The following is a 22,929-nucleotide window of genomic DNA, read 5'->3' on the forward strand; positions in this document are numbered from 1 at the left end:
CCGGCTTCCTCAACATGCTCATGCCCTTGGCTCCTGCCCGGTGCAGCTGACGAACACATCCTCCAGGCTGGGTCTGACCAGTGCCATGGCGGCACCGGCCAGCGCCGGGCAGGCCTGCTGCAACCAGGTCACAGGCTCGGCCAGCTCCTTGTCCACCAGCACCCGCAAGCGCTGACCGAGCTGGGCGGCGGATCGCACCGGCGCCAGCTGCACCAGCTGCTGCTTGAGTAGCCGCAGGTCGCTGGCCTGCACCTCCACCACCCGGGTGCTCATGGCATCCATCAGCGCCTGGGGCGAGCCCTGGGCCCGCACCCGCCCCGCCTCCATGATGGCCAGCGCATGACAGCGCTCCGCCTCGTCCATGTAGTGGGTGGTGACCAATATGGTGGTGCCCCCTTCGCTGAGATCGAACAGCTTCTCCCAGAAATCACGCCGGTTTTGCGGATCCACCGCCGAGGTAGGCTCATCGAGCAGCAGCAGATCCGGGCCGTGGATCACGGCCGCCGCCAGCGCCAACCGCTGCTTCTGGCCGCCGCTCATGGCGCCGGCCCGCTGCCGGGCCAGCGCGGTCAGCTCATAGGTGGCCAGCAGTTCGTGCAACCGGGCACCGAGTGCGGCCCCCCCCATGCCGTGAATGCGGCCCATGAATTCCAGGTTTTCCCAGCTCGTCAGCTCGTCGTAGAGGGAGAACTTCTGGGTCATGTAGCCGATCCGGCGTTTGAGTGTCTCGGCCTGCTTGGGAATGCTGAGCCCCAGCACCTCCACCTCTCCGGCCGAGGGGGTGAGCAGGCCGGTCAGCATGCGCAGTGTGGTAGATTTCCCGCAGCCGTTGGGACCGAGAAAGCCGTGTATCTGCCCCCTGGGCACGCAGAGATCCAGCCCGTCCACCGCCAGGAAATCGCCGAAGCGGCGACTCACCCCCTGCGCCCGGATCGCCAGTTCACTCATGGCCCGCCCTCTCATCGCCGGGCTCCGCCTGCAACGGCAGGCCGCTCGGCAGATCCTGCGCCCCGTTCGGCAGATCTATCTCGGCCAGATAGACCAACCGGGCTCTGTCCTGTTCGTTGAGGGCATAGTAGGGGGTAAAGGCGGGCTCTTTCGAGATCCAGCGCAGCCGGCCCATGAGCGGCTCGGCCACCCCGTCCACCCGCACCCGTACCGGCTCGCCGAGGCGATAGCTGGCGAGGGAGGGCTCGGGCACATAGACCCGGGCGTAGGGGGCCTGATCCGCCTGAATGGCCGCCAGCACGGCACCGACCGACACCCGTTCACCTAGGTGATAGGGCAGGCTGTCGAGCCGGCCGCTGCGAGTGGCGACGATGGAGAGATCCGCCAGCTCCCGCTCGGCCAGCGCCACTTCGGCCCTGGCGGCCTGCAGGGCCGCATCGGCTTCGTCTATGTCTTCGCTGCGCACGCCCCTGGTCAGCTTGTCGAGCTGCTGGCGCGCCCCGTCCTGTTCGGCCAGGGCGCCGTCACGCAGGGCTCGGGCCTTGTCAAGATCGGCCGGGCTCACCAGCTTCTGGCGCACCAGTCGATCGATGCGCACGAAGTTGCGCTCGCTCTCCCTGACATTGGCCTGCGCCTTGTCGAGGCTGGCCCGGGCGGCGGCTATGTCTTCCGGCCGTTCGCCATTGGTCATGCGGGTGAGGGCCGCGCGCGCTTGTGCCTCCTGGGCACGGGCACGGGCCAGCACCGCCTGCTGGCGGCGATCGTCGAGCCGGGCCAGCAGGGCCCCCTCAGCCACCTGACTCCCCTGCGCCACCGGCAGGGCGCGAATGATCTCGCTGGCGGTGGCGGTCAGCAGCACCCGATCCCGCTCCAGGGTGCCGAGTGCAATGGTGGACACCTGCGGCTGGCAGGCGGTGAGCAGGCCCGTCAGGGCCAGGGGCAGCAGACAATGACGCAACATCGATACTCCTCTCGCGGCTGGCCGGTCTGTCCCGGTACAAACCACCACCGGGTTCAGGGCCGGCACGTCTCTCGCAGACCTGCGGGCTTCTCGTGCCGTCAGCATACCCGCTGTCACCCTTGATTTCCTCGTCCCAGCTCACCCATTTGTGCTTACCTCGTTGACCAAAAAGGAGAAATACCCGAATACTGCAGACCGGCGCCATCTTGATGACTCGCGTTTTTAACAAAAAACCGATTAAATGGAAGTAAGAAGCGATCTCGATATGGGTACAGACGGGGGAAGGGAACCGGGTGTTAAGCAAAGAGTGGTTATTGTTATCAGCCGATATGGAGTATGCCTGCCTGCGCATAGTGCCCGGGCTGACCAAACCCGTCTCGGAAAACGATATCCAGACGCTGCTGCTGGCTTCCAACTGTCGCCGCTACCAGCCGCTGACGGAGGGGATCAAGCAGGCCATCAGCTTGCTCAATACCCTATTGAGCAACCCGGCCGCCCCCCTGCCCGGCAATCCGGTCCCCGTCGCCCAGCGCCACGATGCCCGCGTCACCCTGGTGGTGGAGAAAGACCGGATGAGCGCCGTCGCCCAGATCACCGCCGACTGGGGTGGCAAGTATCTCACCACTGAAGAGCTGGAGCAGGCGGTGCAGGCCAGCGAGATCAGCCAGGGAGTACAGGCGCCCCTCATAGCCGCCGCCATTCTGGCCGCCAAGGAGGCGACGCCGGGGGCCCTGATCAAGCTGCCGGTGGCGCTGGGCAAGGCCGCCGTCAACGGCCAGGACACCCGCTTCGAGCGGCTGGTGGAAACCCCGGCCGAGCGGATCCTCAAGCCCCAGGAGCTGGATCATGGCCGGGTCGACATGCGCGACCTCGGCACCCTGCTCACCGTCAAGGCAGGCGCCCAGCTGATGCGCCGCCACCCCGCCACCCAGGGCGTGCCCGGCTTTACCGTCACCGGCCAGGAGCTGCCCGCCAAACACGGCAAGGACAGCCCCATGGTCGCCGGCGAGGGCACCTTCGCTTCACCGGACGATGTGGATCTGCTGCTGGCCGGCCGCCCAGGCCTGCCCCGCCAGGAGAAGAACGGCATGAAGGTGGACGACGTGCTGAGCGTCAAGCAGGTCGACATCCGCCACGGCCACGTCATCTTCGAGGGGGCCCTGATAGTGGCGGGAGATGTCACCCCCGGCATGAAGATAAAGACCAGCGGCGACGTGGTGATCGGCGGCTTCGTCGAGGGGGGCTATATCGAGTCGAGCGGCACCATCACGGTGCGCAACGGCATCATAGGCCGCAAGAGCGAGCAGAGTGACGAGTACCTCTGCCACCTCAATGCCCAGGGCGAGATCCACGCCAGCTATGCCCAGTACGCCAAGCTGGAGGCCGGCGGCGACATCCAGATCCAGAGCCAGCTCAGCCACTGTTACAGCCGCAGCGGGCAAGACATCAAGGTAGGCGACAGCGGCATGCGCAAGGGCCACCTGCTGGGGGGCATCAGCATCGCCAATCGCCTCATCATGGCCCCCATACTGGGGGCCTCGGCCTACAACCAGACCCGGTTGCAGATCCTCGGCGGCTACTTCACCCACAAGGAGCAGGAGCAGGCCCTGCGCCAGCGCAAGCAGGAGTGCCGGGATCAGCTGGACAAGCTGCAGGATCTGCTGCTCAAGCTGTTGCAGCTACCAGGGGACAAGCGCAATCCCCAGACAGTGCAGAAGATCAAATTGATCCGCACCCAGCATATCGACGAGAGCAAGCTGCTGGATGAACAGCTGGAGGCGGCGCAGGAAGAGCTGCAAAAACTGATGACGGAGATGGACATCATAGCCACCCAGCGCGTCTTCCCCGGGGTCGAGGTGGAGATGGCCCACCATCATTACAGAGTCGACATAGAGCACGGCCCCATCCACTTCGCCATCCACGAAGATCAGTTGCAGCTGACCCCCTACGAACCCCACAAGTGACGGCCTGCGGCTCGCGACTTCCCGGCAAGATCCCCCCTGCTGGCGCCGCCTCTCGCCGCCAACCCGTGATCCTGGCGGCGAATTTCGCTACACTCGGCCTCCCATTGGCCCCATAGGGCGGGCCAGCCAGACTTCAGGTAGTGAGAGATGTACAAGCTGATCGCATTGGATATGGATGGCACCCTGTTGAACTCCCAGGGCCAGATTTCACCCCGCACCCACGCCGCCATTCAGGCCGCCCGCGCCAGGGGCGTGACTGTGGTACTGGCCTCGGGCCGCCCGCTGGAGGGGATGAGCCGCTACCTGGTCGAGCTCGGCCTCACCGATCAGGATGACTACGTCATCTGCTACAACGGCGCCCTGGTGCAACAGGTGGCCGATCAGCGCATCATCCGCAGCCAGCTGCTGACCGGCAGCGACGCCAGCGCCATCGCCAGGCTGGCAAACGAGCTGGAGGTGAACGTACACGGCTTCTCTGTCACCCGTGGCCTCATCAGCCCCAGGGTCAGCACCTATACCGAGCACGAATCCCGCCTCATCGGCATGCCCATCAATCTGATCGATTTCGCCACCCTGCCCGCCGACGAGCAGATCATGAAGGTGATGATGATCGACGAGCAGCCCCAGCTCTCCCGCGCCATCGAACGCCTGCCCGCCGAGCTTTATGAGCGCTACACAGTGGTGCGCAGCGCCCCCTACTTCCTCGAGTTCATGCACAAGCAGAGCAACAAGGGGACCGGCGTCGCCGCTCTGGCCGAGCATCTGGGGCTGGACGCCGCCCAGGTGATCGCCGTGGGGGATGCGGGCAACGATCACCACATGATCGAATACGCCGGGCTGGGAGTCGCCATGGGCAACGCCACCGACGAGATCAAGGCACTGGCCCAGCACACCACGACGCGCAACGATGAAGACGGGGTCGCCCAGGTCATCGAGCGATTCGTGCTGAACGCCTGAGTCGACAAAGGGGCCTGCGGGCCCCTTCTGCTATCCGGTTACCCCAGTCAGATGTTTAATATATCCACCACAGACCATATCCCTCATCTCACCAACACCCCCGCAGGCCCCTTTAAAAGGGACTCAAGGCAGCTCTTCGATTAAAACAGTTAACATTTCAGCATCATTTCGTTTGACATATTGAACGGCCTTGGCAGACTGGGATCAGGATCCAGGCTGTCATTGCCCAGGCTGACCGACGATTCTGGTACTGCGGCACGACCCTGATCCCATGACCATGCCTTGAGGCATGCCCTTGCCCTTTCAGCGGCAGCAAGGGCCTTCCCAAGGCGCAGGACCGCAAAGGATAGCAAGGTGAATCATGACAGCTCGCAACCCCCACACCCCGCGTAAACCCGTCGTACTCATGACCATGGGCGCCCAGCCCCGCAATGGTCACCCCTATCAGGTGATGACCCACAAATACATAATGCCGCTGGTGGAGATCAGCGACTGCGTGCCGCTGCTGGTGCCGACCTGCTGCGGCACAGAGGATCTGGCGCAGTATCTGGATTTGGCGGATGGCGTCTATCTGAGCGGCGCCGGATCCAACATAGATCCCGCCCTCTACGGCCAGGAGAACCTGACCCCGGAGAAGCAGCAGGACAGAGACAGGGATCTGTTCGACATCCCGCTGGTGCGCGCCGCCCTCGATCGCGGCCTGCCGATCCTCGGGATCTGCCGCGGCATGCAGGAGATCAACGTGGCCCTTGGCGGCGACATTCATCAGAAGGTCTACAACGAGCCGGGTTATGACGATCACAGGGAAGATTCGGACGATCCGGTCGACGAGCAGTATGGCGAGAGTCATCAGGTCGAGCTGGTGCCCGGCAGCTGGTTTGCCGAGCTGATGGGACAACCGTCGATCCCGGTCAATTCGCTGCATGGGCAGGGGATCAAGACGCTGGCCAAGGGGCTTGAACCGCTGGCCCACGCCGAGGATGGGCTGATCGAGGCGCTCCATGCCCCTGTCCTCGCCTCCTTCCTGCTGGCGGTGCAGTGGCACCCGGAGTGGAAGGCAAGCGAGAATCCCCACTCCATCAAGATTTTCGAGGCCTTCGGCGACGCCTGCCGGGCCCGCGCCAGCAAGGGCTGACTAGTCGCCAAACCCCCGCGCCTTGAGCTTGGGCAAACCACCCCGCTCGGGGCGCAGGGTGCGGCATATCTCCATCCCCTTGAGCCCGCGCTGGATGTGATCCGGCGTGTGGCCGAACACCATGCCGTTGCTGCGATAGAGGGCATCGTCATCCAGCTCGAACAGCTCACCGCCGATCAGCAACTGCTCGCGGCCATTGACCGTCTTGCCCCGCTTGAGCGGCAGCCTCATGTCGCTCAACACCTCGCCGGTGGCACAGCCCTCGCGCCAGCGGGCCTCGTCGGAGAAAGGGGTAATGGCGATCTCGCGCCAGGAACCATCGCGAAACTCGACCCTATACTTGTCGGCCAGCTGATCGCAGCCCGCCAGCAACCAGACCCCCGCGATACAGACCAGCTTGTTCAACTTGCGCACACTAGCCACTCCCCTGCCACATTGGCGCCCAGCATAAATAAATTGCCCTCACCCCGCACCCATTTAGCGGTTCGAAAGCAACTATGCTGGAAATAACCAATGATAAGGGGCTGTTATGTTTAGCGATCACCTCATTGCGCTACCTACCCTGCTGTGGATTGGTGAGCACCCGTTCTGGACCCTGCTGACCCTGTCTCTACTCGCTACCCATTTCTGGCGATCCCCTGGCCGGCGGCGGGAGCTGGTCGCCGAGCTAGGCTTCGCCATGCTGAGCACCGTCACCATACTGTTGATCCAGTTCGAGGGCGGCTGGTTCCGCCTGCCCCTGCCCCACCACTGGCTGGTGGAGATCTCCAGCCTGCTGGCCGGCCTGGTGCTGGTGAAAGTCTGGGGGATACTGCTGTTCCAGTTTCTGCTGCCCCTGTGCCAGATCCGCATCCCGCGCATCATAGCCGACATCGTCATCACGGTCGGCTACATCGGCTGGTGCCTGTTCCGGCTCTACGCCTCCGGCATGGCCCTCGGCGAGATAGTCACCACCTCTGCCGTCATCACGGCCGTCATCGCCTTCTCCATGCAGGACACCCTGGGCAATCTGCTGGCCGGTGTCTCCATCCAGCTCGACAACTCCATCGCCATCGGCGACTGGCTGCAGGTCGAGACTACCCAGGGCCGGGTGGTGGAGATCAACTGGCGCGCCACCACCATAGAGACCCGCAACTGGGAAACCGTGGTGATCCCCAACAGCCACCTGCTCAAACAGCGCTTCACAGTACTGGGACGGCGACAGAACGCCCCCCTGCAGTGGCGGCGCTGGGTCTGGTTCGACATCACCCTGGACACGCTGCCGACCCAGATCATAGCGCTGGTGGAACACTCCCTGCGGGAGACCCGCCTCCGCCACGTCTCCGCCAGCCCGATGCCCGACTGCCTGCTGATGAACGTGGAGAACGGCGTCGCCCGCTACGCGGTGCGCTACTGGCTCACCGATCTGGCAGTGGACGATCCCACCGATTCTGCGGTGCGCACCCTGATCGATGCCGCCCTGCGCCGCAACGACCGCCGCCTCACGCCCCCCATCTTCAACGTCTTCATGACCACGGATCAGGATCACAAGGATCAGCGCCACAAGCGGCATACCGCCGAGCGTACCGCCACCCTGCGCCGCTTGCCGCTGTTCGCCATGCTGCAGGAAGAGGAGCTGCTGCAACTGGCGGATCAGGTCAGGTTCGCCCCCTTCGTCAACGGCGATCGCATGCTCACCCAGGGCGAGATCTCGGGCTGGCTGTTCGTGCTGGTGAAGGGGGATGCGGAGATGCTGGTGGAGGTGGAAGGGCGCGAACTGCTGCTCGGTACCCTCAGCGCCGGCGACTTCTTCGGCGAGCTGAGCCTGCTCACCGGCGAGCCCAGCCCGTTCACTGTGCGGGCGCTCGGCACCGTCGAAACCTATCGCATCAATCAGGCCATGTTCCAGGAGCTGGTCATGCAGCGCGAGTCGCTGGTCGAGCCGCTCTACCGGGTGCTGAGCGCCAGGCAGCAGGAGCAGCAGGCCCTGCTGGCACGGGAGGCGGAATCCTTGAGACAGGTCACGCCGCCGCGGGATCTGCTGGATAAACTGAAGGCGCTGTTTGGCGGCCTATGACGTAGCATGGAGGCTTGAGCTTTCAACAAGAGACCAACTCCATGCTGCTGACCGCCCTGGCCCTGAGTGCCACCCTGCAATTTGACTGCCCACCCGGAATCGAGACCCGCCAGCAACTGTTGACCACACCAGAGGGCTGGCAGGGTCTGAGCCGGGATCCGGAAGGAAAACCGGGTCAGACCCTGAGCCACCGGCTGGCAAACCTGGCGCTGTTTGATGGTGAGCCGGGTGAGCTGGTTCAGCTCAAACCGGACAATGGCGACAGCGACGAGATCCACTACTGGAGCCTGCTCGGCAGCAGCCTGCGTCCCCTCTATCTGGTCTGCCACTATCAGGATACCGCCCTCACCCTGCAGCAGCCGCTACCCCTCGGCATCAGCTACTGCCGGGTCAATCAGGGCGACCCTTACGATCTGCGCGGGCTGATCTGCCGCAAATAACGCAGTGAAGGGTAGTCAGCCATCGCCGTCAGAGCAGCAAGTCGGCCAGCTCGCCGAGGGCATTGAGCTCCACATCCGGCAACAGTTGCAACCCCTGCCAGGGCTGCTGGCGATCGTTGAGCCAGGCGGCCCGAAAACCGTGCAGGCGGGCGCCCAGCACATCCGTCTCCGGGTGGTCCCCCACATGCAGGATCTGGCCGGGAGCCAGCTTGAGGGCCCTCTGCGCCTGTACAAACATGTCCGGCGCCGGTTTCATCCTGGCGCCCGCGCCCGCCTTGCAGACCAGGGTGAAATAATCCCCCAGTCCCGCCTGCACCAGATCCAGGTTGCCGTTGGTGATCACCACCAAGGGGTAGCGCCCGGCCAATCGCGCCAGCAAGTCGTGAGTCGCGGCGCTCACCGTTATCCTGGATCGCTCGGCGAGAAAGGCGGCGAATACCTGTTCGGCCTCCCGGCTGGCGGTGGCTGCCGTCATGCCCCCCTGCACCATGGCCTCATGAATGGTGCGCTGACGCGCCAGGCTGACATCCTGGCGCAACTCGGGATGGGCAAGCAGGATGGCGCGCTTGAGTTCCAGCCAGCGCGGCTTGTCCAGCATGGCGGTGGCCAGGTATTCGCTGCGCAGATGGGCCAGCATCCACTGCTCGGCCCGTTCAATGGCGGGGCCGTTGTCGTAGAGGGTGTCATCGAGGTCGAACGAGAGGGCGGCCACCGGCTGCCAGCGGCGATAAAAATGCATTCATGCTCCTTCACTGCGGGGTAACCAGACCCCGTTATTCATCTTCCGGCGTAGCAGGATCCCGTTTGGCTCTTGGATGGGCGTTGTCGTACACCTTGGCCAGATGCTGAAAGTCGAGATGGGTATAGATCTGGGTAGTGGAGAGATCCGCGTGTCCCAGCAGCTCCTGCACAGCCCGCAGATCGCCGGACGACTCCAGCATGTGGGTGGCGAAGCTGTGGCGCAGCTTGTGGGGATGGATGTGGGCATTGAGCGCCTGCTTGTTGCCCCAGCCATCGAGCCGCTCCTGCACCGAGCGGGCCGACAGTCGCCGCTTGCGCTGCGAGACGAACAGGGCCTCGGCCTCGTCCCCCGCCAGCAGGGGGCGCACCTTGAGCCACTTCTGCAACCACTCCACCGCCATCCGCCCCATGGGCAACACCCGCTCCCGCGCGCCCTTGCCGGTCACCTTGAGCTGGCGATCATCGAGCTTGATGTCCGCCAGATTGAGCCCCACCAGCTCGGCGAGCCGCAGGCCGGAAGAGTACATCAGCTCCATGATGGCGCGATCCCGCACCGCCAGCGGATCCTGCTCGTCTGTGATGTTGAGCAGCTGGTACATCTCGTCCACATCCAGGTTCTTGGGCAGGGGTCGCCCCTGCTTGGGGGTCACTATGCCGCGGGCCGGGTTGGCGCTGAGCCGCCCCTGGCGCACCTGCCAGTCGCAAAAACTGCGCAGAGCCGAGAGCTTGGTGGCAAGAGAGCTGGGCACCAGTCCGGCCTTGTGCATCCGTGTCACCAGGCTGCGCACCTGGCTCGCCTCGAGCCGGGTCCAGTCGCTCAGGCCAAGCCTGACCAACTCGGCTGTCATGATCTCCAGGTGAGAGCGGTAGTTGCTGCGGGTATGAGGGCTGAGCTGGCGCTCGACCCTCAGGTATTCGATAAAGGCTGCCAACTCATCGGCCAGGCTGGCCGGCAGAGGCTCGGCGGCAGGAGACTGTGCCTTAGCCACGAACCAGCTCGGGCAGGCGCAGTTGCAGCAAGCGGCCCAGCTGACCCAGCAGCAGGGTGTCGTTGTGGGGGCTGAAGTGGCTGGGATCCGAGCTGGCGAAGGCCAGCACGCCGAGATCGCCGAGCCGCATCAGGGCAACGGAGTTGACCAGCACATCGTGGCCAAACAGCGCCTGCTTCTCGCTCTGATTGAGCCGACCGAAGTAGTAATCCTGACCCGGCAGGCGCTGGCCCAGCAGCTGCTCGAGCTGTCTGCCCTCCGCCATGAACTTCTGCTCGGGGCCGCTCAACTGGAATTTCTTCGGGCTGAGCCAGAGCCGCAGGCCGGTCAGCCGCAGTCGCTGCACGAAGGCCTTGCCCATCACGGCACTCACCTCGAACAGGGTCTGGCAGCCGTAGAGCTCGCCGTAGAGATCGGCGTAGACCCGGAAGATCCGCTCGTTCTCGCTGGCGATCCCCATCAGCTCGGTGATCTCCTGCTCCAGCTGCTCGATGCGCTCGCGCTGCCGGTCCATCTGGCGTTCGACCAGCGAGACGGTGCCTTTGCGCTCGTGGGGAATGCGGATCCGATCCAGCATGGCCGCGTGGCGCTGGAAAAACTCGGGATAACGGGCCAGGTACTCCAGCACTGTGGCTTCATCCACCAGTGATTCCTGCCGTTTGAGTTCGCTCATAACTTGGTTGGTCCATCCGAAAAAGGGGCACAAGGCCCCGACATTAGCGCTTGGCAGAGCGGAGCCATCTCCGCCCCATGCCTACAACTCTATCTGGCCGTCGAACACATGCTCGGCCGGGCCCGTCATATAGACCGGCTGACCCGGTCCCTTCCAAGCGATGGTCAGCTTGCCGCCCGGCAGACTGACGGTGACCCGCTCCTTGAGCTTGCCCTGACTGATGCCGATCACCGCCGCCGCACAGGCGCCGGTGCCGCAGGCAAGCGTCTCGCCCACCCCGCGCTCGAACACCCGCAGCTTGATCTCGGTGGCGTTGACCATCTCCATGAAGCCGACGTTGACCCGCTCGGGGAAACGCTCATGCCGCTCCATGATGGCGCCCAGTGTCTCGACCGGCGCCTCGGCCACCGATGGCACTTCGATGACGCAGTGAGGGTTGCCCATGGAGACGACACCACACATCACAGTATGCTCTTGCGCCCGCAACAGATAGGTTTTTTCCGCCTTCTGGGCCCGAAACGGGATCTTGCCCGGCTCAAACTGGGGGACACCCATGTTGACCGTGACCTGATTCTCCCCTTCCAGCTGCAGGATAATGCGGCCGCGGGCCGTGCTGACCGCGATGCGATCCCGGTTGATCAGCCCTTTGAGGCGCACGAAACGGGCGAAACAGCGGGCACCATTGCCGCACTGCTCCACCTCGCTGCCATCGGCATTGAAGATACGGTAGTGAAAATCGAGTTCAGGATCATAGGGCGGCTCCACCAGCAGCAGCTGGTCAAAGCCGATCCCGAAGTGGCGATCCGCCAGCTTCTTGATGACGTCATTGCTGAAAAACACCTTCTGGGTGACGCCATCCACCACCATGAAGTCATTGCCCAGCCCGTGCATCTTGGAAAAATCTATCAACATCGTGCGTTCCTGTACCCTTTAGGCAGTAAATGCTCGCGACACCGGCGATCGGTCAACTGCTCGCGCGTTCAACGCACACAGAGACGCGTCTGGACGATCCTATCGCCGTGGTGCCTTCCTGTTTTCAGGGCAGTAGATGCTCACCGCGCCAGAGATCGGCCAACTGCTCGCGCTCTCTGATGAGGAAGGATTGCGTGCCATCCACCAGCACCTCGGCCGCGCGTGGACGGGTGTTGTAGTTGGATGACATGGTAAAGCCATAGGCACCGGCGGAACGAACCGCCAGCAGGGACCCCTCGCCTATGGCCAAAGTGCGCTCCTTGCCGAGGAAGTCACCCGTCTCGCACACCGGGCCGACCACGTCGTACAGCGCCGGCTCATGGGCCGTGCGGCTGTCCACCTCTATGATGTTCATCCAGGCGCCGTAGAGGGAGGGACGCAGCAGATCGTTCATGCCGGCGTCGATCAGCGCGAAGTTGCGGGTCTCGCCAGGCTTGAGAAACTCGACACGGGTCAGCAGCACGCCGGCGTTGGCGACGATGGCACGGCCCGGCTCGAACAGCAGGGTCAGATCCCGGCCCGCCAGCTTCTGCTTGAGCGCCTCGGCATATTCGGTGGGGTGCGGTGGCTGCTCGGCGCCATAGTTGACCCCGAGCCCGCCGCCCACGTCCAGGTGATGGATCTGGATGCCTTCCGCCGCCAGCTCGTCGATCAGCCGCAGCAGCTTGTCGGCCGCCTCCATGAAGGGCGTCAACTCGGTGAGCTGGGAGCCGATGTGGCAATCCACCCCCTTGATCTCTATGTTGGCCATGGCCGCCGCCTTGCGATAGATGGCGGGCGCCTGCTCGATGGGGATGCCGAATTTGTTCTGCTTGAGGCCGGTTGAGATGTAGGGATGAGTCCCGGCATCGATGTCGGGGTTGACCCGCACCGAGACCCGGGCCTTCTTGCCCATGCTGCCCGCCACCCGGTTCAGACGCTCCAGTTCGGCTTCCGACTCCAGGTTGAAACAGAGGATCTCTTTATCCAGCGCGAGGCGCATCTCGGCCTCGCTCTTGGCCACGCCGGAGAAGACCACCTTGGCCGGATCGCCGCCCGCCGCCAGTACCCGCGACAGCTCGCCGCCGGAGACTATGTCAAACCCCGAGCCCAGGCGGGCCAGCAGGTTGAGCAGCGCCAGGTTGGAGTTGGCCTTGACCGCATAGCAGATCAGATGGGGAATATCGCCTGCGGCCTGATCGAAGGCATGCCAGTGGCGTTCAAGGGTAGCGCGGGAGTAAACGTACAGCGGAGTGCCGTACTGCTCGGCAAGGTGTTGCAGCGAGGTGTGTTCGGCCTGAAGCTGGCCGTCGGCGTCGTAGTTAAAGTGATCCAAGGGGCGGTTCCTTCCTGAATTATTGCGGCGCGGCCTCTGGGGCGGCTTCGGCGGTCGCAGGCGTCTGTGCTTGCGGTGTACTCTGGGTCTGGGGCTGCTCGGGGGGCGGCATGTAAAGCGGCCCCGTCAGGCCACACGCGGCCAAACCAAGAGACAGAAGAGTGGCAAGCAGACACTTGGTAAGCTGGGTAATCATAATGGTTCGCTGCGAAAAAATTTTTGGCCCTCTATAATCGCACTCACATTGTTAAAAGCAACAGGATAAACCGATGAAGGATCACGAGTATCACGCCCTGACCGACGCCTTTTTCCAATATGTGGAAGACACCGTCGACGCAGGATATCCGGATATTGATTGTGAACGCGCCGGCGGGGTCTTGACCCTGTCGTTCGAGAACAAGACCAAGGTCATCATCAACAAGCAGGAACCCCTGCACCAGATCTGGGTCGCCACCCGCGAGAACGGTTTCCACTTCGAGCTGCAAGGAGAAACCTGGATCGACAACCGCTTCGGCCATGAGCTCAAGGCCCTGCTGACCAAGGCCTGCACCACCCAGGCGGGTGAGGCTGTGGTATTCCCATGATCGACCTACATCCGCAGGACGCTCGCCACGCCGTGATCTGGCTGCACGGGCTGGGGGATTCCGGCGCGGGTCTGGCACCGCTGGTGGATGCGCTGGACTTGCCTGCCGACCTGCCGGTGCGCCATCTGCTGCCCGATGCCCCCGAGCGTGCCATCACCATCAACATGGGCTACAAGATGCGCGGCTGGTACGACATCAAGAGCTTCGACGACCCGGCGGACCGCGCCGTGGAGTCCCATGTGCGTGAATCCGCCGATCGTATCACCGCCCTGCTGGATCAGCTGGTGGCCGAAGGCTTTGCCCCCGAGCGCATCCTGCTGGCCGGCTTTTCCCAGGGTGGCGTCATCGCCTCCTTCACCGCCCTGCGCCATCCGGCACGGCTGGCCGGGCTGCTCTGCATGTCCACCTATCTGGCGACGCCCGACGCCCTGCTGGCGGAGATGAGCGAGGCCGCCCACAGCCTGCCCATCTGCTACATGCACGGCATCTATGACGACGTGGTGAGCCTCTCCATGGGCTGGGACGCCAAGAACCGGCTGGAAGCGGCAGGGCTGACGCTCGAGTGGCACGAGTACCCCATGCGCCACGAGATCTGTCGCCCCCAGCTTGACGACATTCGCAGCTGGCTGCTGGCCCGCCTCGCGGACTGAGCAGGCTCCGGATAGCCAAACGGCCTGCATCTGCAGGCCGTTTTTATTTGGCAGGTTCGAGGAGCTGCGTCAGCAAGAGGGCCTCGTCGTCCACCCCATGTCCGTCCTCTGGCGCTACCCCGTCGCCGAACCCAGTTCGCGGGCCTGGCCTGCGCCATCACGCAGCGGCCCCTGGCTGCGGTAGGGGATCACCTCCAGCTCGCCATTGACCTGCACTATCTCGTAGTACTGGGGCAGGTTGAAGTTGCTGAACTGGCCCGCATCGCTGAAACGCTCGTGGCTGGAGGTGTAGAAACGGTTCACCCCCTGCACCAGCTCATCCTTGTTGCCGGCGAAATGCTGGTAGATCTCCACCCGGTTCGCCTCATCCAGGATATAGATGTTGGTCCCCGCATCCCGGGTATCGAAGAAGAACTGCACCAGCCCTTCGCTGGCGTAGGAGTCGACGATACCGGGCAGGTGCTGGCTGTGGGTCTTGTCGAGCCGCAGCGGCAGGTGATCCAGCTTGTTGTGGGAGATGTGACGGTAGAAGTCGATGGCGTTTTCCAGCTTCTTGACCGACACCCCGCGCCGCTCGAAGAAGATGCCGTACTTCTCTTTCCCCAGCGCCAGCGTCTTGACCAGCTGCTGCTTGTCACGGGCGAGGCGCAGCTCGATGCACTCGGCCACCAGCTGCTGGAAACGGGTCCGCACCAGGGAGCGGAAGTGCTGGCTGTAGCAGAACACCTCTATCATCTCGGGGGCGGCGGCATCCTGGTGCATCTTGCCGAGTATGGTGGTGAGGGCATCGACTACCGCTTCATCGCCCTGGAAGTGCAGGGTGCGGATCTCGCTCCAGGAGTTGCGATAGACCAGATCCACCGATCCCACCAGGCACTCCAGATTGCGGCCGAACGAGAAGACGTCGGCGGCATTGGCGTCGAATTCGATCACCTGACCCACCCAGTGGCTGGTCGGATCCGTCTCCAGGTTGAGGAAGATGGAGAGCTGACGGATCTCGCACGGACGGCTGAGGGCCAGGTTGGTGGCGCGGGGATACTTGACCGGGAAGGTGCCGGACAGGTCACGACAGAACTGGTGCAGGTTGTCGATGTGCAGATCCGAGCCCTGATTGAACAGGTGCACCCGGGACTGGGGCGTCAGCAGGCCGTTGAAGTAGGCCCAGGAGACCAGCTTGCTGATGTAACCGTTATATTCGAGCGGTGCCCGACCTATGATGTCCGCCGGCTCCAGCGAATGTTTGTAGAGATACCAGCCGGCGCGATTCAGCCGGCCGTGGGGCACCTGCACCAGGCTGAGATCCGGTTCGCTCAGATCCGGCGCTATGGTCAGGTTGATGCGCTGCACCTTGCCCGGCAGGCTCTCGAACGCGGCGTAGAGCTTGCGCGACAGTATGCCGATGTCTTCCGGGTTGATGGACTCGCTGATGTTGTTGCGCCGGGCAAACTGGATCAGGTTGCGATAGCTCTGCATCAGGGCTTCCAGCAGCTCGGCATGGGCCACCTTGACGTCCTCGACCTTCCACTCCTGGCGGTGATCCAGATGATGCAGCCGCTCCGGGCTCCAGCCCCAGTAGGCCACCAGCTGGGTCATCTGCTCGCGGCGCCAGGCCGGGGAGTGATCCTCCTTCGGATGGCTGAGGCCGTCACACACTTTCAGATAGAAGCAACGCCGCACCAGATCCAGCCGCTGCATGTCGCCGATGGACTTGAGGTAGTTGGTCACCTTGTCCAGCATCAGGCAGTAGTTGTCGAGCCGGTAGTGCATGCCCTCGTTGTGCTGGAACCAGTCGCGGCTGGTGACAGACAGCAGGCGGGTGTTGGGATACTCGTGGGAGTAAGCCTCCATCAGCACCGACTTGAGCACGGCTTTGTAAGGGGAGTCGATGCCCTTATAGAGCTGCCACAAGGCGGAGCCGAAGTACTCCTCGGCAGGAATGCGGTCGAAGCCGCCGAGATCGAGCCAGTCGTCCTGGCTCAGCTTGCCGTGGGCAAACAGGCCGTTCACGTACTCGTCGTAGCGATCGTCATACTCGGCAGGCACCAGATACCAGAGCAGGCGCTTGCCGGCGATCAGCATGGCGCTGCGATAGAACTCGTCGAGCAGCAGCAGGTGCTGGGCGCTGCCGCAGCTCTCCCCCTGCATCTGGGCATCGTTGCGCTGGCGGAACTTGTCCTCGGGGATCAGGAAGAAGTTGAGATCCACCCCGCGCTGCTCGGCCCACTTGGAGAGTTGCTGGCACTTGAGATCCAGCAGCTCGAGCCGCTCCTGCGACAAACCGGCCACGTGGCAGACCCAGATATCGAGATCCGAGTGGCAGCACTGGCCGATGGACGAGGTGCTGCCCATGGAGTAGAGCCCCTGGATCGACTTGTCGTGGGTAGTGAGGCCGTTCTGGCAGTTGGCGTTCTGGCACAGATCCTGGATGAAGGCCTGCTGGGCCTCGTTGGCGGTAAAACTCCAGATGCCGTGGGGCACATCACCTGCCACATAACCGGGCAACAGGGGATGATTGAAGTGCAGCATGACGGGCAGCAGCTGGAAGACCTGCTGCCCATAGCGACTCATGAGACCTAACGCCCGTTGCGTCTTGAGACGATTGAGTTCGTCGTAGCGCGCCACCAGCGTATCGAGTTTTACCAGCAATGCCCTGCCTATACCGAGGTAAGAAATGACGCACCAAAACGGGGAGACGTCAAAAAAGTGTGATCATGTTAACAATGCAAACAGCGGTGGTAAACAAGCCCGCACTGAATCACCGGATTATTTATGACTGGCAGCTGAACAGTATCAGTGGAAAGCAATAAAAATTAGTAGATTCAATGAATTAATAAATTAATTCAACTTAATGAAAATCATTTTCAGCCCCCCTTTTTGAGCTTGGCCCCGCTTTTGCTGGCTGCGCCATGAAAGCCCCTGCAAAGGGTGGTAAGATCGTTTTCCTTCTAAAGATGAAACAACTGATTGATATGGCAGCCCGAACCCTGAAAATTGCCACTCGCAAGAGCCCATTGGCCCTGTGGCAGGCCAACTTCGTCAAAGACCGGCTGGAAGCCCTGTACCCCGAGTTGCAGGTCGAGCTGGTACCCATGAGCACTCAGGGTGACAAGATCCTGGATACTCCTCTCGCCAAGGTGGGCGGCAAGGGGTTGTTCGTCAAGGAGCTGGAGACCGCCATGCTGGAGGGACGCGCCGACATCGCCGTTCACTCCATGAAGGATGTGCCGGTGGAGTTCCCCGAGGGACTGGGTCTGCACACCATCTGCGAGCGCGAAGATCCGCGCGATGCCTTCGTGTCCAACCGTTTCAGCCAGATAGAGGCGCTGCCGCAAGGTGCCGTGGTCGGCACCTCCAGCCTGCGCCGTCAGTGCCAGCTGCGCGCCGCCCGCCCGGATCTGGTGATCCGCGACCTGCGCGGCAACGTCAATACCCGTCTCGCCAAGCTGGATGCCGGTGAATATGACGCCATCATACTCGCCGCCGCCGGCCTGAAACGGCTGGAGATGGCACATCGCATCACCGCCTTCATCGAACCGGAACAGAGCCTGCCCGCCAACGGTCAGGGGGCAGTCGGCATCGAGTGCCGGCTCGACGATGAGGAGCTGCACGCCCTGCTGGCCCCGCTCGAACACGCGGAGACCCGGATCCGGGTGCTGACCGAGCGCGCCATGAACCGCGCCCTGCAGGGGGGCTGTCAGGTGCCCATCGGTGCCTATGCCCTGGTGCAGGGGGATGAGGTCTGGTTGCGCGGTCTGGTGGGCAGCCCGGATGGCCGTCAGGTGGTCCGCGACGAGATCCGCGGTCCGCTGGCCGATGGCGAGGCGCTCGGCCACACCCTGGCCCAGCGCCTGCTGGCGGCGGGCGCCGACGTCATCCTGGCCGAGGTCTACCGGGCATGAGTGCGGGCCGGGCCGGATCATGGCCACAACCATTGAGCGCTGCCTGATGGTCCCACTGGTGGTGCGCCCGGCCGCCCAGGCCGCCGAGCTGGTGCAGCTGTTGCGCCGGCACGGCCACGCACCGCTCTGCTGTCCGCTGCTGGAAACCGTGGCGGGCAGCGAACTCTCTCGCCTGTCCGAACTGCTGCCCCAGGCAGACATAGTCATAGCCATCAGCATGCATGCAGTTCATTTTACTCACCATTTTCTGTTGCAAACTGGTCAGACCTGGCCACATATTGACTACTTTGCAGTCGGTCAGGCCAGCGCGGACGCCTTCGCCGATGCAGGCATAGCGGCGAGCTGCCCGGACGATCCGCGCAGCGAAGGGCTGCTGGCCCTGCCCGCCCTGCAACAGGTGAGCGGCAAGCGGGTGCTGATCCTGCGCGGCAATGGCGGTCGGGATCTCATCGCCCGGACGCTGGCCTCACGCGGTGCTCTGGTGCACTATTGTGCGGCCTATGAGCGCCACTACCCCGAACTCGACGGGGACGCATTGACTCGCCACTGGCAGGCGGCCGGGCTCGACAGCCTGCTCATCACCAGTGGCGAACTGTTGCAGCGGTTGCTGGAACTGGTGCCAAGCCAGCAGCAACCCTGGCTTTATGACCGCCTGTTGGTGGTGCCCAGCCCCCGCGTGGCCGAGATGGCCGAGATGGCGGGCTTTACCCGAATCACGATTGCCCAAGGTGCATCCAACCAGGCCCTGACGGCCGCTCTGGAACTGAGGAAGATGGAATGACTGAACAACAAGAAACCCAGGTCAAGCCCCAGCCGACCGCCGTGGTCAACGGCGGCAAGAGCCGTTCCGGCGCCCTGCTGGGCGGCGTGGCCATATTGCTGGCCCTCGGCCTGACCGGCGGTCTCTACCTGCACGGCCACAAGAGTGCGGTGGCCCAGCAGGGGGAACTGGATCAGCTCAAGCTGCAACTGGCCGAGGCCATGAGCAAACTGGATCAGAGCAACAGCAAGGAGAGTGAGCAGCTGGCCGCCGTCGGCAAGCAGCAGCAACTGCTGCAAGACGAGCTCAAGGGCCTGCAGAACCGGGTGCTGGATCTCAACGACAAGCGTCCCAACGACTGGATGCTGGCCGAATCCGAATACTTGGTGCGCATGGCGGGCCGCAAGCTGTGGCTGGAGCATGACCTCATCTCCGCCATCACCTTGCTCGGCAATGCCGACGAGCGGATCAAGGCGCTCAACGACCCCAGCCTGATGCCCATTCGCAAGGCGCTGGCGGCAGACATAGCCCAGCTCAAGGGGATGCCCAGAGTCGATCGCGAAGGGCTGACCCTGAAACTGGCCGCTCTCTCCGATCAGATCGAGCTGCTGCCACTCTCCACCGTCAGCATGCCGGAAGCGAAAATCGAACCGGATCAGGCCGTCAGCACCAACCCGGACGAGTGGGAAAGCAACCTGAAGAAGAACTGGGTCAAGTTCACCGAGAACTTCATCACCATACGTCGTCGCGATGGCGCCGTGGAGGCCCTGCTCTCCCCGCAGCAGGAGATCTTCCTGCGCGAGAACCTCAAGACCAAGCTGCTGCAAGCCCAGCTCGCCGTCTACCGCGAGCAGCAGGCCCTGTATGACGACAGCCTGGAGAAGGCACAGCGCTGGCTGACCCAGTATTTCGATACCGACAACAGCGCGACCCACTACATGCAGTCCGAACTGGACAAGCTCAAGGGTGAGCAGATCCAGTTCGACTATCCGGATCGCTTCAAGACCCAAGCCATGCTGGAAGAGGTGCTGACCGAGCGCCTGCAACGCATTCTGGCCAGCAACTGAGGAGGGCACCATGATTCGTCTGATTGTTCTGGTGGCCGTGATGGTGGCGGGGCTGATATTCGGCCCGCAAGCCTCCGGCAACAAGGGGTATGTGCTGATCGCCCTGGGTAACTACACGGTGGAGTCCTCGGTCACCAGCGCCGTGATCCTGGCCGTGCTCTTCTATGGCGCCCTGCTCATTGTCGAGTGGGTGCTGGGCCGGGTGTTCGGACTGCGTCGCAAGACGCTGGGCTGGTACGGCTCACGTCGGCGCCGCAAGGCCAACCAGCAGACCGTGGCCGCCACCCTGGCTATGGCCGAAGGTCACTACAGCCAGGCCGAGAAGCTGATGCTCAAGGGCGCCAGTAACAGCGACACACCGCTGCTCAACTACCTGAGCGCCGCCAAGGCCGCCCAGGCCCGTGGCGATGACGTACGCCGGGATCAATACCTGCAAAAAGCGCAGGAGGAGAACCCCAAGGCCGAGCTGGCGCTGACCCTGACCCAGACCCAGTTGCAGATAGAACAGGGCCAGTACGATACGGCGCTGGCCATGCTGGAATCCGTCTATGCCCTCAACCCCCGCCACCCCATGGTGCTGGATCAGCTGCGTCAGGTACACCTGGCGCGCGAAGACTGGACGGCCCTCATCGACCTCATCCCCGCCCTGCACAAGGTGGGCAAGCTGACCCCCAAACAGGAAGAGGATCTGCTGCATCAGGCCTGGCGTGGCCGGCTCAAAGCCGCCAGCGATGCCCTCGATACCCTGCGCCCTGTCTGGCAGGATCTGCCGCGCAAGCTGCGCCAGGATCCGGATCTGCTGGCCTGCTATGGGGATCGGTTGCGTCAGCTGGGGGCCGACAACGAAGCCGCCGAACTTTGGCTGGATGCGCTGCGCAAGCAGGTCTCCCCCCAGTTGCTGACCCGCCTGCCCAGGCTCAAGCTCGACAACTACCAGCCCATGCTGACCCTGTTGCAGAAGATCCAGGATCAACCGGGTGTCGACGCCGCACTGGCCCAGACCTATCTGCTGGCCGGCCAGCTGGACGACGCCCAGCGACTGCTGGAGCAGGCGGTGGCCAAGGCACCGAGTGCCGCGGTCTACCACGCCCTCGGCCAGGTAATGGACAAGCGCCGCCTCACCAACAAGGCCAACGAATACTATCGGCAGGCCCTGCAACTGGCCGACGTCTGACGCCAGTCCGTCGTGAAATAAAGAGAGGCCGCAGTTGCGGCCTCTCTTTATTGGGATTGCTCCGAATGGCTGCTCTCCCTTCTCCCCTCGCGGGATAAGGGGGAACCAGCAACCACCCTCACCCAGCCCTCTCCCTGAGGGAGAGGATCAAGGGTTCAGGCCGTCAGCCGCTCCAGCTCACCTATGAGCCAGATGGCTTCCTCCCTGTGATAGCCGCACACATCCGGCATGGGTCTAAAACCGCTGCACACCAGGGGGCGATCCGGCTGGTCGAAGATCTTGCAGCCCAGCCGCACATCGAGCTGGACGCAGGGCACCCCGGCCGGTTTGCCGGCGGGCATGCCCGGAATGGCACTGCTGATACTGGGGGCAATGCAACAGGCTCCACAACCTTGACGACATTCCATGTAACGCTTTCCTGTGCGTGGCGAACCAGTCTATCAAAGGGCCGCAATTCCCCTTAGCCTTATCCCCCGCGCCCGTGAAATAGTGGCCAGTCAGAGGGATCTGTCAGCCCGCAGACAATAAAAAGCCCGACGGCGGCAGCGGTCGGGCTCTTTATGTTGCAACAGCAGGTTCAACCCACTCTCATCAGAGAATGATGTCGCGCACCACGCTGTCTTTGCGATCCAGGAAGTGGATCGACTTGATGCGACGAATGGTGCGTGACTTGCCACGGATCAGCAGGGTTTCCGTGGTCGCCATGACGCCATCGCTGGTGATGCCATCCAGCAGATCACCCTTGGTGATGCCGGTGGCCGAGAAGATGACGTTGTCATTCTTGGCCAGGTCTTCCAGCTTGAGCACCTTGCTCAGGTCTATGCCGAGCGCCTCGCAGCGGGCAATTTCCTGCTCGCCCAACGCACGCACTTCCGGGCTGTCGCCCTTGACCTTGTGACGGGGTATCAGGCGAGCCTGCATGTCACCATCCAGCGCACGGATCACCGCCGCCGAGATCACCCCTTCCGGCGCGCCGCCGATGCCATACAGCATGTCGACTTCGCTGTCCGGCAGACAGGTGAGGATGGAGGCGGCCACGTCGCCATCGGGAATGGCAAACACCCGCACGCCCAGTCCCTGCATCTCCTTGATAGCCTTGTCGTGACGCGGCTTGGCCAGGGTGATCACGGTCAGGCGGGAGAGCGGCTTGCCCAGCGCCTTGGCCACGGCCTTGAGGTTCAGCTCGAGGGCCTGATCCAGGTCGATGGCACCCTTGGCCTTGGGACCCACGATCAGTTTTTCCATGTACATGTCGGGCGCCTTGAGGAAGGAGCCCTTGTCGCCGACTGCCAGCACGGCCAAGGCGTTGGCCTGGCCCATGGCGGTCATGCGGGTACCTTCGATCGGGTCGACCGCGATATCCACGGCGTCACCCAGACCCGTGCCAACCTTCTCGCCTATGTAGAGCATGGGGGCTTCGTCAATTTCACCTTCGCCGATCACAATCTCACCATCGATCTGGATCTGATTGAGGATATGGCGCATGGCCGCTACGGCCGCCCCATCGGCGATATTCTTGTCACCACGTCCGAGCCACTTGTAGCCAGCCAGTGCAGCCGCTTCCGTCACTCGGGAAAACTCGATTGCCAGTTCACGTCTCATCGCATATCCAACCTTTGGAGCTCGAAAACGGGCGGCATTCTA

General features: G+C 63.3%; 23 protein-coding genes. 11 read left to right on the forward strand and 12 right to left on the reverse strand.

The annotated features are described in order from the left end of the window. Positions 1–18 precede the first annotated feature (18 nt). Both BN1118_RS15430 and BN1118_RS15435 read right to left on the reverse strand, forming a co-directional pair. Positions 19–948 carry an ABC transporter ATP-binding protein gene (locus tag BN1118_RS15430; RefSeq protein WP_043556952.1) on the reverse strand — a complete coding sequence of 310 codons (930 nt, stop codon included), beginning with the start codon at positions 946–948 and terminating at the stop codon, positions 19–21. Then, entirely contained in the window at positions 941–1,909 is a 969-nt protein-coding gene (locus BN1118_RS15435) for an HlyD family secretion protein (RefSeq protein WP_043556953.1), read from the reverse strand. Before BN1118_RS15435 ends, BN1118_RS15430 begins: the two co-directional genes overlap by 8 nt. A gap of 293 nt (positions 1,910–2,202) precedes the next feature. Here BN1118_RS15435 and BN1118_RS15440 point away from each other — a divergent pair, with 293 nt between their 5' ends. The 3 genes from BN1118_RS15440 (at position 2,203) to BN1118_RS15450 (ending at position 5,965) form a co-directional block, all read left to right on the forward strand. Further along, positions 2,203–3,873 (forward strand): FapA family protein, encoded by a 1,671-nt coding sequence (locus BN1118_RS15440; protein ID WP_043556954.1) that lies wholly within the window; start codon positions 2,203–2,205, stop codon positions 3,871–3,873. Positions 3,874–4,020: 147 nt separating this feature from the next. Beyond that, on the forward strand, positions 4,021–4,830 hold the full coding sequence (gene yidA / locus BN1118_RS15445; RefSeq protein WP_043556955.1) for a sugar-phosphatase: 810 nt from the start codon (positions 4,021–4,023) through the stop codon (positions 4,828–4,830). A gap of 361 nt (positions 4,831–5,191) precedes the next feature. After that, positions 5,192–5,965, forward strand: a complete 774-nt coding sequence (locus BN1118_RS15450) for a gamma-glutamyl-gamma-aminobutyrate hydrolase family protein (RefSeq protein ID WP_043134986.1) — start codon at positions 5,192–5,194, stop codon at positions 5,963–5,965. On the opposite strand, the gene BN1118_RS15455 is transcribed toward BN1118_RS15450, so the two are convergent. Next, positions 5,966–6,379 (reverse strand): hypothetical protein, encoded by a 414-nt coding sequence (locus BN1118_RS15455; protein ID WP_043556956.1) that lies wholly within the window; start codon positions 6,377–6,379, stop codon positions 5,966–5,968. Between the two features lie 115 nt (positions 6,380–6,494). Here BN1118_RS15455 and BN1118_RS15460 point away from each other — a divergent pair, with 115 nt between their 5' ends. Together BN1118_RS15460 and BN1118_RS15465 are read left to right on the forward strand one after the other, a co-directional pair. Beyond that, on the forward strand, positions 6,495–8,021 hold the full coding sequence (locus tag BN1118_RS15460) for a mechanosensitive ion channel family protein (protein WP_043134983.1): 1,527 nt from the start codon (positions 6,495–6,497) through the stop codon (positions 8,019–8,021). Positions 8,022–8,062: 41 nt separating this feature from the next. Further along, positions 8,063–8,461: an STY0301 family protein gene (locus BN1118_RS15465; RefSeq protein ID WP_043557067.1), complete on the forward strand. Its 399-nt coding sequence runs from the start codon at positions 8,063–8,065 to the stop codon at positions 8,459–8,461. A gap of 28 nt (positions 8,462–8,489) precedes the next feature. Here BN1118_RS15465 and BN1118_RS15470 read toward each other — a convergent pair whose 3' ends face one another. The 6 genes from BN1118_RS15470 to lptM all read right to left on the reverse strand — a co-directional run bounded on the left by BN1118_RS15470 (position 8,490) and on the right by lptM (position 13,347). Further along, positions 8,490–9,200 (reverse strand): HAD-IA family hydrolase, encoded by a 711-nt coding sequence (locus BN1118_RS15470; RefSeq protein WP_043556957.1) that lies wholly within the window; start codon positions 9,198–9,200, stop codon positions 8,490–8,492. 34 nt (positions 9,201–9,234) lie between these two features. Next, a complete protein-coding gene (xerC, locus tag BN1118_RS15475) occupies positions 9,235–10,191 on the reverse strand; it encodes a tyrosine recombinase XerC (RefSeq protein WP_043556958.1) in 957 nt (318 codons plus the stop codon). Then, a complete protein-coding gene (locus tag BN1118_RS15480; protein ID WP_043556959.1) occupies positions 10,184–10,864 on the reverse strand; it encodes a DUF484 family protein in 681 nt (226 codons plus the stop codon). The genes xerC and BN1118_RS15480 overlap by 8 nt, the downstream gene beginning before the upstream one ends. Before the next feature lie 81 nt (positions 10,865–10,945). After that, positions 10,946–11,776: a diaminopimelate epimerase gene (gene dapF / locus BN1118_RS15485; protein WP_042868747.1), complete on the reverse strand. Its 831-nt coding sequence runs from the start codon at positions 11,774–11,776 to the stop codon at positions 10,946–10,948. 124 nt (positions 11,777–11,900) lie between these two features. After that, positions 11,901–13,151 carry a diaminopimelate decarboxylase gene (lysA, locus tag BN1118_RS15490; RefSeq protein WP_043556960.1) on the reverse strand — a complete coding sequence of 417 codons (1,251 nt, stop codon included), beginning with the start codon at positions 13,149–13,151 and terminating at the stop codon, positions 11,901–11,903. 19 nt (positions 13,152–13,170) lie between these two features. Further along, a complete protein-coding gene (lptM, locus tag BN1118_RS21860) occupies positions 13,171–13,347 on the reverse strand; it encodes an LPS translocon maturation chaperone LptM (RefSeq protein WP_017408874.1) in 177 nt (58 codons plus the stop codon). Positions 13,348–13,420: 73 nt separating this feature from the next. Here lptM and cyaY point away from each other — a divergent pair, with 73 nt between their 5' ends. Continuing rightward, positions 13,421–13,735, forward strand: a complete 315-nt coding sequence (gene cyaY / locus BN1118_RS15495; protein WP_042868743.1) for an iron donor protein CyaY — start codon at positions 13,421–13,423, stop codon at positions 13,733–13,735. After that, a complete protein-coding gene (locus BN1118_RS15500) occupies positions 13,732–14,385 on the forward strand; it encodes an alpha/beta hydrolase (protein WP_043556961.1) in 654 nt (217 codons plus the stop codon). Before cyaY ends, BN1118_RS15500 begins: the two co-directional genes overlap by 4 nt. 114 nt (positions 14,386–14,499) lie before the next feature. Here the strand turns inward: BN1118_RS15500 and BN1118_RS15505 are convergent, their stop codons facing one another. Continuing rightward, positions 14,500–17,031, reverse strand: a complete 2,532-nt coding sequence (locus tag BN1118_RS15505; protein ID WP_043134973.1) for a class I adenylate cyclase — start codon at positions 17,029–17,031, stop codon at positions 14,500–14,502. A gap of 323 nt (positions 17,032–17,354) precedes the next feature. On the opposite strand from BN1118_RS15505, the gene hemC reads away from it, so the two are divergent. From hemC to BN1118_RS15525, 4 genes are read left to right on the forward strand one after another with little or no spacing between them, the layout of a single operon-like run. Beyond that, positions 17,355–18,284 carry a hydroxymethylbilane synthase gene (gene hemC, locus BN1118_RS15510; protein ID WP_156995051.1) on the forward strand — a complete coding sequence of 310 codons (930 nt, stop codon included), beginning with the start codon at positions 17,355–17,357 and terminating at the stop codon, positions 18,282–18,284. Positions 18,285–18,330: 46 nt separating this feature from the next. Then, positions 18,331–19,065, forward strand: a complete 735-nt coding sequence (locus BN1118_RS15515) for a uroporphyrinogen-III synthase (protein WP_043557068.1) — start codon at positions 18,331–18,333, stop codon at positions 19,063–19,065. Further along, positions 19,062–20,111 carry a uroporphyrinogen-III C-methyltransferase gene (locus BN1118_RS15520; protein ID WP_043556963.1) on the forward strand — a complete coding sequence of 350 codons (1,050 nt, stop codon included), beginning with the start codon at positions 19,062–19,064 and terminating at the stop codon, positions 20,109–20,111. The genes BN1118_RS15515 and BN1118_RS15520 overlap by 4 nt, the downstream gene beginning before the upstream one ends. Before the next feature lie 10 nt (positions 20,112–20,121). Then, the gene (locus tag BN1118_RS15525) at positions 20,122–21,285 is read left to right on the forward strand and encodes a heme biosynthesis HemY N-terminal domain-containing protein (protein ID WP_043134970.1); all 1,164 of its coding nucleotides are present in this window, start codon (positions 20,122–20,124) and stop codon (positions 21,283–21,285) included. Positions 21,286–21,440: 155 nt separating this feature from the next. On the opposite strand, the gene BN1118_RS15530 is transcribed toward BN1118_RS15525, so the two are convergent. Both BN1118_RS15530 and glpX read right to left on the reverse strand, forming a co-directional pair. After that, entirely contained in the window at positions 21,441–21,692 is a 252-nt protein-coding gene (locus BN1118_RS15530) for a YkgJ family cysteine cluster protein (protein WP_043556964.1), read from the reverse strand. Between the two features lie 184 nt (positions 21,693–21,876). After that, positions 21,877–22,887: a class II fructose-bisphosphatase gene (gene glpX, locus BN1118_RS15535; RefSeq protein WP_043134967.1), complete on the reverse strand. Its 1,011-nt coding sequence runs from the start codon at positions 22,885–22,887 to the stop codon at positions 21,877–21,879. Positions 22,888–22,929: the final 42 nt, after the last annotated feature.

The organism is Aeromonas bestiarum, assembly GCF_000819745.1.
Lineage (GTDB): Bacteria > Pseudomonadota > Gammaproteobacteria > Enterobacterales > Aeromonadaceae > Aeromonas > Aeromonas bestiarum.

Bases quoted from the DNA above. Each gene is read 5' to 3' on its own strand.
- BN1118_RS15430 (WP_043556952.1), bottom strand. From the start codon at position 948: ATGAGTGAACTGGCGATCCGGGCGCAGGGGGTGAGTCGCCGCTTCGGC.
- BN1118_RS15435 (WP_043556953.1), bottom strand. From the start codon at position 1,909: ATGTTGCGTCATTGTCTGCTGCCCCTGGCCCTGACGGGCCTGCTCACC.
- yidA (WP_043556955.1), top strand. From the start codon at position 4,021: ATGTACAAGCTGATCGCATTGGATATGGATGGCACCCTGTTGAACTCC.
- BN1118_RS15450 (WP_043134986.1), top strand. From the start codon at position 5,192: ATGACAGCTCGCAACCCCCACACCCCGCGTAAACCCGTCGTACTCATG.
- BN1118_RS15460 (WP_043134983.1), top strand. From the start codon at position 6,495: ATGTTTAGCGATCACCTCATTGCGCTACCTACCCTGCTGTGGATTGGT.
- BN1118_RS15465 (WP_043557067.1), top strand. From the start codon at position 8,063: ATGCTGCTGACCGCCCTGGCCCTGAGTGCCACCCTGCAATTTGACTGC.
- BN1118_RS15470 (WP_043556957.1), bottom strand. From the start codon at position 9,200: ATGCATTTTTATCGCCGCTGGCAGCCGGTGGCCGCCCTCTCGTTCGAC.
- BN1118_RS15480 (WP_043556959.1), bottom strand. From the start codon at position 10,864: ATGAGCGAACTCAAACGGCAGGAATCACTGGTGGATGAAGCCACAGTG.
- dapF (WP_042868747.1), bottom strand. From the start codon at position 11,776: ATGTTGATAGATTTTTCCAAGATGCACGGGCTGGGCAATGACTTCATG.
- lptM (WP_017408874.1), bottom strand. From the start codon at position 13,347: ATGATTACCCAGCTTACCAAGTGTCTGCTTGCCACTCTTCTGTCTCTT.
- cyaY (WP_042868743.1), top strand. From the start codon at position 13,421: ATGAAGGATCACGAGTATCACGCCCTGACCGACGCCTTTTTCCAATAT.
- BN1118_RS15500 (WP_043556961.1), top strand. From the start codon at position 13,732: ATGATCGACCTACATCCGCAGGACGCTCGCCACGCCGTGATCTGGCTG.
- hemC (WP_156995051.1), top strand. From the start codon at position 17,355: ATGGCAGCCCGAACCCTGAAAATTGCCACTCGCAAGAGCCCATTGGCC.
- BN1118_RS15515 (WP_043557068.1), top strand. From the start codon at position 18,331: ATGGTCCCACTGGTGGTGCGCCCGGCCGCCCAGGCCGCCGAGCTGGTG.
- BN1118_RS15520 (WP_043556963.1), top strand. From the start codon at position 19,062: ATGACTGAACAACAAGAAACCCAGGTCAAGCCCCAGCCGACCGCCGTG.
- BN1118_RS15525 (WP_043134970.1), top strand. From the start codon at position 20,122: ATGATTCGTCTGATTGTTCTGGTGGCCGTGATGGTGGCGGGGCTGATA.
- BN1118_RS15530 (WP_043556964.1), bottom strand. From the start codon at position 21,692: ATGGAATGTCGTCAAGGTTGTGGAGCCTGTTGCATTGCCCCCAGTATC.
- glpX (WP_043134967.1), bottom strand. From the start codon at position 22,887: ATGAGACGTGAACTGGCAATCGAGTTTTCCCGAGTGACGGAAGCGGCT.